The sequence below is a fragment of the Curtobacterium sp. A7_M15 genome (genome assembly GCF_030705415.1).
Taxonomy (GTDB): Bacteria; Actinomycetota; Actinomycetes; order Actinomycetales; family Microbacteriaceae; genus Curtobacterium.
This window is the reverse complement of record NZ_JAUZED010000030.1, coordinates 1-13,918: the sequence shown is the minus strand read 5'-3', so window position 1 is coordinate 13,918 and position 13,918 is coordinate 1. Positions and strand designations below refer to the sequence as shown.

Below are 13,918 nucleotides of genomic sequence, written 5' to 3'. Positions count from 1 at the left end.
CGGTCAGCTCTTCTCGCAGGCGATCCCGTCGCCGTCGGCGTCCAGCTTCTTGTTCGCCGCGTAGAGCGCGTCGTCCTTCTTCACCGTGCCCTTGAGTGCCCGGTACGTCACCTTGCCCTTCGAGGTGACGCGGTTCTTCGTGACGGACTTCTTCGCGATCCCGCCCGAGTACACCTTCTGCACGGCGGTGCAGTTCTTGTAGACGGTGGGGGCGGCCTGCGCGGTCGAGGCGCCACCGACGACGGCGGTCGCGGCGAGCACGGCGGTGGCGGCGGCGATGCTGAGGGTTCGGGTGATGTGCACGGCCTGAGGATAGTTCGCATGCCGAGGTCCCGGTGTACCCCAGAACGAGGTGCACCGTCGGCGGTCCGGTGCATGCTGGGGCGATGGACGGCGAGACGCTGCACGAGGTCGCGATCCGCACCGCGATGGCACTGCCGGCGGTGGCGGAGACCCAGCCCTTCGGCGAGGGAGCGCTCGTCTACAAGGTCGTCGGCAAGATGTTCGTGATGACGTCCGAGCTCCGCGGCGTGCCGATCGTGAACCTCAAGTGCGCTCCACCCCACGGAGCCGCCCTGGTGCGCGACCACGCCGAGATCACCCCCGGCTGGCACATGAACAAGCAGCACTGGATCACGCTGTCACCCGGGGACGGCATCGACGAGACCCTGGTGGAGGACCTCGTCGGCAACGCGTACGACCTCGTCGTGGCGAAGCTGCCGCAGGCGAAGCGGCCGATCGACCCCGTGCGACGGACGCAGCAGGACTGACCGCAGCGCGCTCACGCGGACGCGCGCGCGAGCACCTTCGACACGTCGCGGACGACCTTCGGCGCGAGCCCGCCCGTCCCCGGGCCACCCGGCCCCGTGCCGTGCCCAGACGCCAGCACCGCCCGGGCCTGCTCGGGCGTCAACCCGGCGAAGACCTGACCGATCGTGACACCGTGGTCCGGTCGATGGGTGACGACGACCGGGTCGCCGGCGGACACGGGTCCGGACCGCACCACGCGGAGGTAGGCACCGGGGCGACCTTCCTCCGTGAACCGCTTGACCCACTTGTCCACCCGCATCCGGCGGGCGAAGGTGCCGCAGGGGATCCGCGGGATCGTGACCTCGAGCTCGAGGGTCTCGCCGATCCGCCAGCGCTCCCCGGTCACGGCCCCGGTGACGTCGACACCCGTGGTGCGCAGGTTCTCGCCGAAGAGCCCCGGCGGGACCTCGCGGTCGAGCAGCTGCGCGAAGTACGCCGCGTCCTCGTCGGCGTAGGCGTACACCGCCTGGTCCTCGCCGCCGTGGTGCTTCCGGTCCGCCTGCACGTCGGCGTACAGCCCGAGCGGGCGGACCCGGACAGGGCCCTCGACGGGGCGCTTGTCGATCGCGGTGACCCCGATGGTGCCGGAGTCGGGCAGCAGACGGTCGACACGGCAGACGGCGGTGACGAGGGGCATGTGACCACCATGCCGCAGAACTCGACCGCGCAGAAGTGTGACGATCCGGGCGTCCGGTCCGTCCCATAGGTGAGCACCCGGTTGGAGGAACCCGACATGACCGACACCACACCCGCAGCAGCCATCGTGACCACCGCGCTCGTCCGGGTCGGGCACGAGCACGTCCTGGCGCAGGCACGCGTCCGCTCGCTGGCCGCACGGCCCGTCGGCCCGATGAAGGTCCGCCGCGCGCACGGCCACCCGGCCCACGCCCGCTAGCGACGAGACGGCAGCTGCCGGACCCGGCCGCACTCAGGAACCCCCGACCCGACCCCAGTAGAAGGAAAGCGTGCACCACCAGCCCCTCACCGACCTCGACGACGCCGTCCTCGCTGGTCGATCGTCCGACGGCGACGTCCGGGCGTTCGAGGTCCTCATCCGGCGCCACACCCCGCTCCTCCGTGCCTACGCGCGCCGAACTCTCGGCTCGACCGACGAACTCGACGACGTCGTGCAGGAGACGTTCATCACGGCCTGGAACCAGCTCGACACGCTCCAGGACGGTGCCCGGGTCAAGGCGTGGCTCATGCGCATCCTCAGCCGGAAGTGCATCGACCGCATCCGGGCCCGACGGTTCCACGACGACGTCACCGAGCTCGAGGTGGAGGCACCCGCGCACGACGCGCCCGAACGCGTCGCCGAGGCCCGCTCCCGCGAGGAAGCGGTCGAGACGGCACTCGCGGAACTCCCCGAGGCACAGCGCCGGACGTGGATCATGAAGGAAGTGCTCGAGTACTCGTACGAGGCCATCGCGGAGGAACTGGACCTCCCGCCCTCGACCGTCCGCGGACTCCTCTCCCGGGCGCGCAAGAACATGATCCGTCTCATGGAGGGATGGCGATGACCGAACCCGATCCCGTCCGGCTCGACTCCCTCGAACCCGAGGACCTCGACGGCCACACGATCGACGAGTTGGCCGACTACCTCGACGCCGGCATGCAGCCGGCCGACCCCAGCATCGACCAGTCCCCGGCGTGCCAGAACGCGCTCGCCGCGATCGTGCGGCTCCGGCAGTCCTCGCTCGGCTCGCTCGAGGCCGCCGCCGAACGGGAGGCGCCGGCCGACGAGTCGTGGATCAGCGGCGTGCTCGCCAACATCTCGCTCGAGGCGCGTGCCGGCCGCGACGTACCGCTCCGCCCGGCGGCACCGACCGAGCGCCCGGTGATGACCGAGGGCGCCATCCGCTCGCTCGTCCGGACCGCCGGCGACGCCGTGCCCGACGCCCTCATCGCGCGCTGCACGCTCGAGGGGGACGTCACCGAGCTCGGCGCACCGGTGCGCATCGTGGTCGAGATCGCCGTCCGCGCAGGGTCGCAGATCCAGCGCGTCGCCTCGGCGATCCGCGAGGCCGGGGCCGAGGTGCTGGCGACCGAGACCGACCTGTTCGTCGAGTCCGTCGACGTCGTGGTGCGCGACCTGCTGCCACCGTCCGACGGCGAGCACGGCCACGACGCCGAGGAGGACCGAGCATGAGCAGCCACGACGAGACCTTCGCCGCGATCGAGGCAGCGGTCGTCGCGGTCCCCGGTGTCGCGGAGCTCTACCGGGCTCGCCCGACGCTCGGCAGCGCGGTCGGTGCCGCCAAGAACCTGGCGACCCGCACCACGGTCGCACGCGTGGTGCTCGACGACGACGTGCTCCGCATCGTGATCGGCACCGACGGGTCCGTGCCGGCACCCGAGACGGCACGTGCGGCGCACCTCGCGGCGCTCGCCGCGGCGACCGAACACGGTCTGGCGCTGAGCCGGGTCGACGTGCGGATCGCGCGCGTCGGCTGACGGGACCACCCGCGGCTCGGGAGGCACGGGACGGGCCCGCACCGCGCCTCCCGTCCGTCAGCGGGTCACCGTCAGTGCCCTGCGGACCTCGGCCCGCGGGTCACGGCCGCCGGTCGGCCACCTCGAGCACGACGACCACCGCGGCGACGAGCAGTGCCGTCGCCACGAGGGACACCGTCGGCACGGCGATGCTCGCGAGCACCGCGAGCGCGAGTGCCACGACGACGACGTTCCATCCGAGGCTGAGGGAGGGGCGGAGTGCCAGGGCCCAGATCGACAGCACGAACAGCGCGACCGGCACGGCGATCGTGGCGGCGACCGACGCGTGCGACAGGTCCGCCTCGCCCGCGTCCGCGCTCACCGCGACCTCGATCCCCGCCGGGAGTGCCCCGGCGGCGGCGAACACGAGGTAGTGCCCGTACCCGAACACCAGCGCGGTCGGCAGCGACCGGATGTGGTCGTGCTGCTCGCGGGAGAAGTAGATCCACCAGAGTCCGGCGACGATCACGAGTCCGCACGCGGCGAGCACGAGGAGCGAGCCGAGGTGCTCGGCGTGCGCGATGCCGTCGATGACCGCGTTCGCCGACGCCACGAGCCCCTCGCCCAGGACGATGAGCGTGAAGAGGGAGTACCGCTCCGCGATGTGCCGGGTGTGCCACGGGGTCGTCCGCGTGCCGGCCTCGGCGAAGGGCGGCACGAGGACCTCGAGCAGGATGAGCACCGGGACCACGCCCCAGGCGACGTCGTCCGGCAGCAGGATCGCGAGGACCCAGAGCACCTGGACGACGACGATGCCGCCGGCGTACCGGAGCGCGGTCCGCCGGTACTCCGGCGACGACGCGGCGACCCGGAGCCACTGCCCGACCAGGGCGAGCCGCATGATCACGTACCCGAGCACGACGACCGTGGTCGATCCCTCGACCATCGCGGCGTGCACCCCGGCCGCGAGCACGAGCACCCCGGCCATCTGCACGAAGGTCATGACGCGGTAGAGCCAGTCGTCGGTGTCGAACGAGGTGGCGAACCAGGTGAAGTTGATCCACGCCCACCAGATCGCGAAGAAGACGAAGGCGTAGGCGAGGACGGCCGACGAGACGTGTCCCTCGACCTCGATCTCGTGCAGGTTCGTCGCGGCGAACCCGACGGCGACCACGAAGACGAGGTCGAAGAGGAGCTCGAGGGGGCTGGCGGCGCGGTGTCCCTCGGTCGGGTCCCGGGGTGCCATGCGGCGGAGTCCGATGGTGGTCACCTGGGTATGCCTACACGACGAACGGCCCCGGGTGCAGGACCCGGGGCCGTTCGTCGTTCCGTGCCGCCGTCGGCTCAGTAGAAGTTCGACGCCTGCGAGTGCGACCACGCGGCGCACGGGGTACCGTACGCGTCGCTGATGTACTGCAGACCCCAGGTGATCTGGGTGGTCGCGTTGGTCTGCCAGTCCGAGCCGACCGTGGCCATCTTCGAGCCGGGGAGTGCCTGCGGGATGCCCGTCGCGCCGCCGTTCGCGTTCACGGCCTGGTAGTTCCAGCCGGACTCCTTGGTCCAGAGGCTGTCGAGGCACTGGAACTGGTCGGAACCCCAGCCGTACTTCGACGACGCCATCGAGCTCGCGGTCGACTTCGCGCCGGCGACGGTGTTCGCGGCGGCCTGCGCGCGCGCGGCCTCGGCGGCGGCTGCCCGCTCCTGGGCGGCACGCTTCGCTGCGGCGGCAGCGGCGGCCTTCGCGTCGGCGTCCCGCTTGTCCTGTGCGGCGCTGGCGTCCGCGACCGCCGTCGTGGCGGCGACCGTCGAGGAGATCCGCGAGGTGAGCGCCGCACCGGAGAGCTTCCGGTAGTCGTCGAGTGCGTCGATGCGGCGCTCGAGGACGCGGGTGTCGGTCTTCTCGTTGGCGGAGTCGGCGATCGTCTCGGCGGTGGCGATGGTCGCCGCCGCCTGGGCACGGTCGAGCGCGGTCCCGGCGAGTGCCGGCGCAGCGGTCGCGCTGGCGGTCGGCATGCCGAGGGCCTCGCCGATCGCGGGTTGGGTGCCGACGGTGGCGATGCCTCCGGCGACCGCGAGGACCGCGGCCCCGCCCACGATGAGCGTGGCGGGGCGGCGGAGCGCGCGGCGGAGGCGGCGGTTGGGGGAGTCCAGGGCCTCACGTCGGGTCGAGGCGGTGGTGGTGGGCAGTTCGGTGTTGCGTCCTGTCATCGATTCCGGTGGTCGGCCGGCTCGTGGTGCGTGACTCGGGACGGTGCGCGCGGGGTGGGGAGCGCGCAGGGGTGCGGGCGTCCGGGGGACCGTCGTCGGGAGTTCGCGAGCCGGGGGAGGACCGGACGGTGGTGTGGGGCCCGTCCGTCCGCCGACGGGCGACCGTGGGGTGGCCGCCGCTGGGCGAAGCCGCCACCCTGACCGGTGTTGCTGAGCGCACCGTCCAGTTTGTCTGGCAGAACCGTCCGTCCACCCGTTGGTAACGGTTCGGTAACGGCTTGATCAGGCCCGGGAGGTGTGAGCTTCCTGGACGCGCTCGCCCTGCGCGACGCGTTCGAGGGCGTCGAGTGCCGCGGCGATCGCGTCGACGTCGGCTTCGGGCAGGTCGGCGATGAGCTCGGCGACGATGCCGGTGCGCGTCGACCGGGCTTCCTCGACGGCCGCGACGCCCTCGGGAGTGGCGGTCACCATGAACGCCCGGCCGTCCCGGGGGTCCGCTTCACGCTCGATGAACCCGCGCTGCTCGAGCTCGGTGAGGATCCGGGTCATCGTCGGCTTCGTGACGACCTCGATCCGCGACAGGTCGCCCGGGCGCAGGGGTCCGTCGCGCTGGATGGTCGCGAGGGCCGAGACGAGGCCGTACCCGAGCGAAGCCGAGTCCGAGCGGGCCCGCCGGTTGATGCGGCCGACCGCTGCGGCGAGGCGCGCGGCGATCTCGGTACGGTCCGGCTGGCGGTGGCTCATGTGGTGCTCCGGGTCGCTCGACGGGGTGGTCGGGGCGATGCTACCGGCTCGTCGGGGCGAGTGACCGTGAGCGTCCGGCCCGCTCGCAGCGCGTCGACGCAGACCATCGGGAACGGCGCGTGCCCCACTCGCGAGGGCGGGACGGGCACGTTCCTGTACGGCGACTCAGGTGGAGTCAGCGTTTCTCGCCGGGGAGCAGGTGGATCGCCTCGGTCGCGAGCTCCGCCTCGATGTTGTCCCCGGACGCGGTGGCCTCGCGCAGGCGGCGGAAGTCGGCGGCCATCTGGTCCCAGTCGACGAGTTCGTCGAGGTTCGGCAGTCGCAGTCGGAAGGCGAGACCGTCCATGGTGTCCCGGCAGACGCGCTGGAGGTTCTCGTTGCCGCACTCCTCGACGTAGCGGGCGAACACCGCGAGTGCGTCACGGTTCACCGCCGCGACGTCGTGCGACTCGTAGTCCGCGATCGTGGCGTCGAGCTGGGCGAGGATCTTCTTCTTCGCGCTCGCACCGAGCCGGGGGACCGCCAGCCGGACGACCCCGCCGAACAGGACGCCCAGGGTCTGCAGTGCCTCGACCACCTCGGCCGGGTCCGGTGTGGTGACCCGGGTGTACCGGTTCGGCGCCATCTCGATGAGTCCGGCGCGCGCGAGCTGGCTGAGGGCTTCGCGGATCGGGGTGCGGGAGACGCCCAGCCAGGCGATGAGCTCGTCGTCGTTGAGCCGCTCCCCGGGTTCGAGCGTGCCGTCCATGATGGCCGCGTGGATCTTGAGCCGGACGGTGTCGCGGAGCAGCTGGTGCTCGGTCGGTGCACTGCTGGGGACCGGCATGGGGTTCCTCCGGGATCGTGGCGCGCGGTCGCCCCACCGGTCGGTGTGGACGCACGGTTCACCGTACCTGATATGTGAACGGTGTCCCTGTCGGTCGGCAGCGTGTCAGTCGTGGGGGTGGAGCAGCCGGATGGTGACCGGGTCCTCGGTGCCGCCGTACCAGCGGTCGAGGACGGCCCGGAACGGTCCGGGGTCGTCGGCGGCCGCTGCGAAGAGCGTCATGGACGACCGGAGTTTCAGCGCGTCGACGCCGCCGAGCAGCTCGTCGGCGGTCCGGGCGGGAGCGGTCCCCGCCGCGCTGGTCGCCTCGAGCAACCGCGGCCCGAGGGCGGGGTGGGCGAGGTAGGCCCGCGTCTCGTCGACGCCGTCCAGTGCGTAGCGCTGCGCGGTCGGCGAGCGGCCGAGTCCGCTCAGCTGCGGGAACACGAACCACATCCAGTGCGAGGACTTCCGGCCGCTGCGGAGCTCGGCGAGCGCGGTCTCGTACGTGCCCTGTTGCGCACGGACGAACCGGTCGAGGTCGTGAGGGTCGTCGTTCACCGGACCACGTCCCCCCAGGCGTACCGGACGGTCGTGCCGTCCACGACGAGCAGCGAGTCGGGTTCGCGGTCGAGGAGCCCGGGCATCCCGACGGCGTCCGGCAGGTCGCCGCCGAGGCGCTCGAGGCGAGCCGACCGGATCGTCAGCGGCTCGTGCTGGCGCTGCCAGAACAGCGTCTGGGCGAGGTGCCGGGCGTGGATCCCCTGCCGGGTCGTGAGGTCCGTCGCCAGCTGGTCGTCGACGACATCGCCGACCACGACCCGGACCGTGGCGTCGTGGCGCGGCCGACCGCGCAACCGCGGGGAGCGGAGCAGCGACCGGGCCGGTTGCAGCGACCGTGCCGGGTGCCGGACCGATCGGTAGGACAGCGTGTCGCCACGACGACGTGCCCGCGCGTGCGCGAACGTGTACGGCACCCCGAGCAGGGTGTGGGCGGCGACGATCGCGGGGACGTTCGCGGTGTCGACCGTGCGGTAGGCGACCCCGCGGCGGCCGCGGTCGTCGACGGTGAGCACCTCGACGGTCACCTCGGTCATCGATCCGAGTCGTCCCGACGGCGGGAACGGCGGCACCCGCGTCTCGCGGAAGACGTACGCCGTGAGACCGGCCCACGCACTCCCGTCGACGACGTCGGGGCGGGTGCCGCGGGGCACCAGTCGAGCGAGGGACGCGGGCTCGTGGCGCCAGTGCGCGAAGACGACGTCCTCCCAGGCGTGCACCGTCACCGGGCGATGCAGCAGGGCGACCGCCGCCCGGTCCCGCGCGGGCACGGTCACCGTCGTGGCGCGTGCCGACCGACGCGCACGGCCCAGGCGACGAGGGGTGCCTGCAGCGGCAGGCGGAGCACCGAGACGAGCCGCATCGCGCGCGTCGACCGCGGGCTGTCGAGCAGGTCGTCCGCCATCTTCACGTTCGCCGGGAAGACGGCGAGGAAGAGCACGGCGGCGGCCCAGCCCGCAGCACGGCGCGTGGCGGGGATCGCCAGGCCGGTCGCGATGCCGAGCTCGGCGGCGCCGGACGCCAGGGTGGTCAGGCGCTTCGGGAGGGCGTCCGGGACGATCCGGTCGTAGCCGGTCGGCCGCAGGAAGTGGGTGACGCCGGCCCCGCCCAGCAGGACGGCGAGGAGGGCGGCCGTCCGGGTGGCGCGTCGTTCGCGCTCGCGTCGTCGCATGTCCCCATGGTGCCCGTGGTGCGCCCGGGACACTCGGGGAGCGCTCAGGTCAGGGCAGTGGCGACGAGGTCGAGGACGACGGTCGCCACGTCGGTCTTGCTGCCGGACGCCTCGCGGACCACCTCGCCGCCGGGGACGAGTACCTCGACGGCGTTCTCCTCGCGTTCGAACCCCGCCGACCAGCCGACGTGGTTCACGACGAGCAGGTCGGCCGGCTTCCGGGCGATCTTGGCGCGGCCGAGCTCGATGCGTGCGGCGCGGTCGGGTTCGGTCTCCGCCGCGAAGCCGACGATGATCTGCCCGGTCCGACGGGACGCGACGAGGTCGGCGAGGACGTCGGGATTGCGCACCAGCTCGAGCGTCATGGTGTCGCCCTGCGCCTCCTTCTTGAGCTTGTCGGCTCGCACCTCTGACGGGCGGTAGTCGGCGACGGCAGCGGTCATCACGACGACGTCGGCGTCGGCGGAAGCGGCCTGCACCGCGTCGGCCAGCTCCAGGGCAGAACCGACGGGGACGACGGTCGCGTCGAGCCCGGCGGTGAGGGACGCCTCGACGTTCGCGCTCACGAGCGTCACGTCGGCGCCGCGTCGCGCGGCCTCGGCGGCGATCGCGACGCCCTGGCGGCCGCTCGAGCGGTTGCCGACGAAGCGGACCGGGTCGAAGGGCTCCCGTGTGCCGCCGGCGCTCACGACGACGCGGACGCCGGCGAGGTCGCCGAGTTCGCCACGGGCTCCGGTGCCGGTACCGGTGCCGGTGCCGTCCGCTTCCGTCCCGCGCTGCAGTACGGCGAGTGCACCGGCCACGATGTCCTCGGGCTCCGCCATCCGACCGATCCCGGCGTCGTCGCCCGTCAGGGCCCCGACCACGGGGCCGACGAACCGGACGCCGCGGTCCCGCAGGGTCTGGACGTTCGCCCGGGTCGCCGGGTGCTCCCACATCTGCGGGTGCATCGCGGGCGCCACGACGACGGGTGCCTCCGTCGCGAGCAGCGTCGTGCCGAGCAGGTCCCCGGCGAGCCCGGAGGTCATCCGGGCAAGGGCATCCGCCGTGGCCGGGGCGACGACCACGAGGTCTGCCCGGCGCCCGAGTGAGACGTGGCGCACCTCGGCGACGTCGTCGAACACGCTCGTGGTGACGGGGTTGCGGCTGAGCGCCTCGAGGGTGGGCAGCCCGACGAAGCGCAGTGCGCCCTCGGTCGGGACGACGTGCACGTCGTGGCCGCGCTTGACGAGGTCGCGGACGACGCCGACGGCCTTGTACGCTGCGATGCCCCCGGTGATCCCGACGACGACGGTCAGACGGCCCTCTGCTGCTGCGTTCACACCGGTCACGCTACCCGGGACCCCGTGCGAGGATCGTTCCCATGTGCACCGTCGTCGTCCGCGTCGACCCGGGGTCCGAGTGGCCCGTCACGATGCTCGCCATGCGCGACGAGTCCCCGGAGCGTCCGTGGGACCCGCCCGCCGCTTGGTGGCCCGACCGTGACCCGTCGGTCCGCGGCGTCCGTGACCGTTCGGCCGGCGGGGCGTGGCTCGCGGCCTCCGACGAGGCCGGCCTCGCGGTCGTCCTCAACCGTGGCGAACCGGTACCGACCGACGACGGCACCTGGACCACCCGCGGGGTCGTCCCGCTCGACGCGGTCACCGGTGCACTCCCCGGTCACGACGGCACGGTCCCCACGACGCGCGCGTTCAACCTCGTCCGGGCGACGGCCGACGGCGCCGAGGTCACGACCTGGGACGGCACCGAGGTCCGGACGACCGTGCTCGGCCCCGGCGTGCACATGGTCACGCACGGCGAACCGGACGACCCCGCTGCGCCGCGCGTCGGCCGCTGGCTCGACGCCTTCCGCGCGGTCGGCGCCCCGGTCGGTCCGCCGGTGCTCGGCCCCTTCGACGAACTGCGCGCGGCCGACGCCGGTGCCGACGCCGGCGACGGGTGGGGCGGCTGGTTCGGCCTGCTCGCCGAGTCGGCCTCGCTGCCCGCGGACGACCCGGACGCGATCCTCCGGGACGCCCACGAGGCGGAGGGGCACGTCGCCACGCTGTCGATCGTCGCGGCGGCGGTGGGACCCGGGCGCACCGTGCTGCAGCACGCCCGGCTGACCGAGCCCGGGCGGTTGGACGGTTCGGTCGAGCTGCACCACGCCTGAGCGCACCCGCAGCGCACGGCGCGGCCGGTCATGGTCGGAGCGCGTACGGTCACCGTTCGTGACCACCGCAACCCGGAGCGTGCTCGCCGTCCTCACGGCCGTCGTCGTGGCCGTCTCCCTCGGGTCGTGCGCCTCGGGTCCACCGGCGGCCGCCGACGGGACGCACGGTCCCGTCGGGACGCACGGTCCCGTCGGGACGCACAGCACTGCCGGGACGCGCTCCACCGCCGAGCCGACACGACCGTGGGACGACGCCGCGGGCGTCGACGTCGTGGTCGTCGGTGACTCGATCACCGCCGGGCACGGTCTCACCACCGCCGAGGCGTGGCCGGCCCTCGTCGCGGACGCCCAGGGCTGGTCGCTCACGAACCTGTCGTGCGACGGTGCCGGCGTGGCCGCCCTCGGTGACGACGACGACTGCGCGAGCGACTACGCGACCATCGTCAAGCGTGCGATCGGACTCCGCCCCGAGGTCGTTGTCGTGCAGGCGAGCTCGAACGACCTCGGCCTCGACACCGCCCTCGTCCGGAGCGCCACCGACCAGGTCGTCGACGAGGTGCACCGCCGGCTGCCGCACGCCCGGCTCATCGGACTGAGCGCCATCTGGAACGAGGACGCCCCGCCCGCGCAGCTCGCGTCGATCTCGGGGGCGCTCCGGCACGCCCTGGCCCGCGAGGGTGGCACCTACGTCGACATCGGTGAACCGCTGCGGGGGCACCCGACGTGGATGCAGTCCGACGACGTGCACCCCACGGCGCGTGGACAGCGGGCGATCGCGGCGGCGGTGACCGCGGCGTTCGAACGCGACCACGTGCGGTTCTGACGGTCGACTGGCGGGGGTGAGCCGCGCCTCCTGGACCGCGATCCCGACCGTCAGGCCGGCGGTGCGGTGCCGGTGAGGTCCTCGGCCACGGCCCAGAGGGACCGGGCCAGGTCGGCCTTCCGCGCCGAGCCGGGGATCGTCACGGTCGTGGTCGGTCCGACGAGTCCGAACGGCCCCGACGGCCCGTAGTACGCCCCACCGACCGCGTTCGGGCCGACCGCGGCGTAGAGCAGCGGCTCGGAGCCCTGCGCGACGTCCTGCGTGAAGGGCAGCGCCCGGTCCGACGAGCGGACCGGCTTCGAGCGGCCGAGCGACCGACCCGCCGACTGCAGGTTCGTCCGGGTGTAGCCGGGGTGGGCGGCGGTGCTCACGAGCGGCCAGTCGAGTTCGACCGACAGCCGGTGCAGGTGCAGGGCCAGCAGCAGGTCGGCGAGCTTCGACTGCGCGTAGGCCCGCCAGCCGTTGTAGCCGTGCTCCCACTGCAGGTCGTCGAACCGGATCCGGCCGGGGATCGCCGCGAGGCTCGACATCGTCGCGACCCGGGCGTCGGGCGAGCGCAGCAGGGTCGGGAGCAGCAGGTTCGTCAGGGCGAACGGACCGAGGAAGTTCGTGCCGAACTGCAGCTCGAAGCCGTCCACCGTCTCGAAGCGCTTCGGGGGCGCCATCACCCCGGCGTTGTTGACGAGGACGTCGAGCGTCCGGTCGTCGGCGGCGATGCCCGCGGCGAACCGTCGCACGCTCGCGAGGTCGGCGAGGTCGAGCTCGCGCACCTCGACGTCGGCGTCGGGGTGTGCGGCGCGGATGTCGGCCGCGGCCTGCTCGCCCTTGGCGATCGTCCGCACGGCGAGCACGACGGAGGCGCCGGCGGCGGCGAGGCGGGTGGCGGTCTCCTTGCCGGTTCCGCTGTTCGCGCCGGTGACGACGATGCGGCGGCCGGTCTGGTCGGGGATCTGCGGCATGGGCGTGACGCTACTCGCGGCGGGTGCGGATCGGGTGCCCGCGTGGTACATTCAATGCAAACGCATTGAATTGTGTGACGGTCGTCAGTGGAGGAGACCATGAGCAACGCATTCGGTACCGACCGCCCCTCGGACGTGCCGCCGCCCGCACCCGAGCGGATCGGCCCCGTGCAGCTCGGCCTCGACACGTTCGGCGACGTCACGGAACTGCCCGACGGCAGCGTCAAGTCCGACGCGCAGAGCATCCGCGACGTCGTCGCGCAGGCCGTCCTCGCCGACCAGGTCGGCCTCGACTTCATCGGCGTCGGCGAGCACCACCGTGCCGACTTCATCGTGAGCGCCCCCGAGGTCGTCCTCGCCGCGATCGCCGCCTCGACCTCGCGCATCCGTCTGGGCAGCGCCGTGACCGTGCTCTCCTCGGACGACCCGGTCCGCGTGTACGAGCGCTTCGCCACCGTCGACGCGATCTCCGACGGCCGCGCCGAGGTCATCCTCGGTCGCGGGTCCTTCACCGAGTCCTTCCCGCTGTTCGGCTACGAGCTGAGCGACTACGAGGTCCTCTTCGAGGAGAAGCTCCAGCTGTGGGCGGCCCTCCGCGGGGGCGACAAGGTCACCTGGTCCGGCACGAAGCGCGCGTCGCTCGTCGACCAGGACGTCTACCCGAAGCTCGAGCACGGCCCCATCCCGACCTGGATCGGCGTCGGCGGCTCCCCGCAGTCCGTCATCCGTGCGGCGTCCTACGGGCTCCCGCTCTTCCTCGCGATCATCGGTGGGCAGCCCGCGCAGTTCGCCCCGTTCTCGCGGCTCTACCGCCAGGCGCTCGCACAGCTCGACCTGCCGCAGCAGCCGATCGCGATGCACTCGCCCGGGTTCGTCGCCGCCACCGACGAGGAGGCCGCCGAGCGCTACTGGCCGTACCACAAGGCCGTCACCGACCAGCTCGGTCGGGAGCGCGGCTGGCCGCCCCTGGACGCCGCCGGCTACCGCGCCGGGCTCTCGGCCGGCGGTTCGCTCTACGTCGGGTCGCCGGAGACGGTCGCCCGGAAGATCGCGCGGAACATGCGGATCCTCGGGGTCTCGCGGTTCGACATGCGGTACGCGACGGGGCGGTTGCCGCACGAGGACATGATGCGGTCGATCGAGCTCTACGGCACGCAGGTCGCGCCGCGGGTGCGCGAGCTGCTGGCGGTGCCGGCGCCGGTCGCGTAGGGGCGCGGCGGGTCGGTCGGCAGCGGCCGGCCGCGCCTGCCGC

Annotated in this window: 19 protein-coding genes; 8 read left to right on the top strand and 11 right to left on the bottom strand. The window is 73.1% G+C overall.

Annotated elements, in window-relative coordinates; genetic code table 11:
• Positions 1 to 3: 3 nt before the first annotated feature.
• Positions 4 to 303 carry an excalibur calcium-binding domain-containing protein gene (locus Q7F20_RS07740; RefSeq protein ID WP_305739531.1) on the bottom strand — a complete coding sequence of 100 codons (300 nt, stop codon included), beginning with the start codon at positions 301 to 303 and terminating at the stop codon, positions 4 to 6.
• Positions 304 to 386: 83 nt separating this feature from the next.
• Between Q7F20_RS07740 and Q7F20_RS07735 the strand changes: the two genes are divergently transcribed.
• Entirely contained in the window at positions 387 to 770 is a 384-nt protein-coding gene (locus tag Q7F20_RS07735; RefSeq protein WP_305739530.1) for an MmcQ/YjbR family DNA-binding protein, read from the top strand.
• Between the two features lie 11 nt (positions 771 to 781).
• Here the strand turns inward: Q7F20_RS07735 and Q7F20_RS07730 are convergent, their stop codons facing one another.
• Positions 782 to 1,447, bottom strand: coding sequence for an MOSC domain-containing protein (locus tag Q7F20_RS07730; RefSeq protein ID WP_305739529.1), 666 nt, complete (start codon positions 1,445 to 1,447; stop codon positions 782 to 784).
• Positions 1,448 to 1,543: 96 nt separating this feature from the next.
• On the opposite strand from Q7F20_RS07730, the gene Q7F20_RS07725 reads away from it, so the two are divergent.
• The 4 genes from Q7F20_RS07725 (at position 1,544) to Q7F20_RS07710 (ending at position 3,264) form a co-directional block, all read left to right on the top strand.
• Positions 1,544 to 1,705 carry a hypothetical protein gene (locus Q7F20_RS07725; RefSeq protein ID WP_305739528.1) on the top strand — a complete coding sequence of 54 codons (162 nt, stop codon included), beginning with the start codon at positions 1,544 to 1,546 and terminating at the stop codon, positions 1,703 to 1,705.
• Positions 1,706 to 1,775: 70 nt separating this feature from the next.
• Positions 1,776 to 2,330, top strand: coding sequence for an RNA polymerase sigma factor (locus Q7F20_RS07720; protein ID WP_305739527.1), 555 nt, complete (start codon positions 1,776 to 1,778; stop codon positions 2,328 to 2,330).
• Positions 2,327 to 2,959: a hypothetical protein gene (locus Q7F20_RS07715; RefSeq protein WP_305739526.1), complete on the top strand. Its 633-nt coding sequence runs from the start codon at positions 2,327 to 2,329 to the stop codon at positions 2,957 to 2,959. Before Q7F20_RS07720 ends, Q7F20_RS07715 begins: the two co-directional genes overlap by 4 nt.
• Positions 2,956 to 3,264 (top strand): hypothetical protein, encoded by a 309-nt coding sequence (locus tag Q7F20_RS07710; RefSeq protein WP_305739525.1) that lies wholly within the window; start codon positions 2,956 to 2,958, stop codon positions 3,262 to 3,264. Before Q7F20_RS07715 ends, Q7F20_RS07710 begins: the two co-directional genes overlap by 4 nt.
• 100 nt (positions 3,265 to 3,364) lie before the next feature.
• On the opposite strand, the gene Q7F20_RS07705 is transcribed toward Q7F20_RS07710, so the two are convergent.
• The 8 genes from Q7F20_RS07705 to coaBC all read right to left on the bottom strand — a co-directional run bounded on the left by Q7F20_RS07705 (position 3,365) and on the right by coaBC (position 10,030).
• Entirely contained in the window at positions 3,365 to 4,513 is a 1,149-nt protein-coding gene (locus Q7F20_RS07705) for a low temperature requirement protein A (protein ID WP_305739524.1), read from the bottom strand.
• 74 nt (positions 4,514 to 4,587) lie between these two features.
• Positions 4,588 to 5,451: a phospholipase gene (locus Q7F20_RS07700; RefSeq protein ID WP_305739523.1), complete on the bottom strand. Its 864-nt coding sequence runs from the start codon at positions 5,449 to 5,451 to the stop codon at positions 4,588 to 4,590.
• A 282-nt stretch (positions 5,452 to 5,733) separates the two neighbouring features.
• On the bottom strand, positions 5,734 to 6,195 hold the full coding sequence (locus tag Q7F20_RS07695; RefSeq protein WP_305739522.1) for a MarR family winged helix-turn-helix transcriptional regulator: 462 nt from the start codon (positions 6,193 to 6,195) through the stop codon (positions 5,734 to 5,736).
• Positions 6,196 to 6,370: 175 nt separating this feature from the next.
• Positions 6,371 to 7,021: a GntR family transcriptional regulator gene (locus Q7F20_RS07690; RefSeq protein ID WP_305739521.1), complete on the bottom strand. Its 651-nt coding sequence runs from the start codon at positions 7,019 to 7,021 to the stop codon at positions 6,371 to 6,373.
• A 105-nt stretch (positions 7,022 to 7,126) separates the two neighbouring features.
• A complete protein-coding gene (locus tag Q7F20_RS07685) occupies positions 7,127 to 7,561 on the bottom strand; it encodes a DUF1810 domain-containing protein (RefSeq protein WP_305739520.1) in 435 nt (144 codons plus the stop codon).
• The gene (locus Q7F20_RS07680; RefSeq protein ID WP_305739519.1) at positions 7,558 to 8,331 is read right to left on the bottom strand and encodes a DUF2071 domain-containing protein; all 774 of its coding nucleotides are present in this window, start codon (positions 8,329 to 8,331) and stop codon (positions 7,558 to 7,560) included. The genes Q7F20_RS07685 and Q7F20_RS07680 overlap by 4 nt, the downstream gene beginning before the upstream one ends.
• Before the next feature lie 2 nt (positions 8,332 to 8,333).
• On the bottom strand, positions 8,334 to 8,732 hold the full coding sequence (locus Q7F20_RS07675; RefSeq protein WP_305739518.1) for a hypothetical protein: 399 nt from the start codon (positions 8,730 to 8,732) through the stop codon (positions 8,334 to 8,336).
• 44 nt (positions 8,733 to 8,776) lie between these two features.
• Positions 8,777 to 10,030, bottom strand: a complete 1,254-nt coding sequence (gene coaBC / locus Q7F20_RS07670) for a bifunctional phosphopantothenoylcysteine decarboxylase/phosphopantothenate--cysteine ligase CoaBC (RefSeq protein WP_305739553.1) — start codon at positions 10,028 to 10,030, stop codon at positions 8,777 to 8,779.
• 65 nt (positions 10,031 to 10,095) lie between these two features.
• On the opposite strand from coaBC, the gene Q7F20_RS07665 reads away from it, so the two are divergent.
• Together Q7F20_RS07665 and Q7F20_RS07660 are read left to right on the top strand one after the other, a co-directional pair.
• Positions 10,096 to 10,884, top strand: coding sequence for an NRDE family protein (locus Q7F20_RS07665; protein WP_305739517.1), 789 nt, complete (start codon positions 10,096 to 10,098; stop codon positions 10,882 to 10,884).
• Positions 10,885 to 10,942: 58 nt separating this feature from the next.
• Positions 10,943 to 11,707, top strand: a complete 765-nt coding sequence (locus Q7F20_RS07660; RefSeq protein WP_305739516.1) for an SGNH/GDSL hydrolase family protein — start codon at positions 10,943 to 10,945, stop codon at positions 11,705 to 11,707.
• Between the two features lie 50 nt (positions 11,708 to 11,757).
• Here Q7F20_RS07660 and Q7F20_RS07655 read toward each other — a convergent pair whose 3' ends face one another.
• Complete coding sequence (locus Q7F20_RS07655; protein WP_305739515.1) at positions 11,758 to 12,666, bottom strand: SDR family oxidoreductase; 909 nt, start codon at positions 12,664 to 12,666, stop codon at positions 11,758 to 11,760.
• Positions 12,667 to 12,765: 99 nt separating this feature from the next.
• On the opposite strand from Q7F20_RS07655, the gene Q7F20_RS07650 reads away from it, so the two are divergent.
• On the top strand, positions 12,766 to 13,875 hold the full coding sequence (locus Q7F20_RS07650; protein WP_305739514.1) for an LLM class flavin-dependent oxidoreductase: 1,110 nt from the start codon (positions 12,766 to 12,768) through the stop codon (positions 13,873 to 13,875).
• Positions 13,876 to 13,918 lie beyond the last annotated feature (43 nt).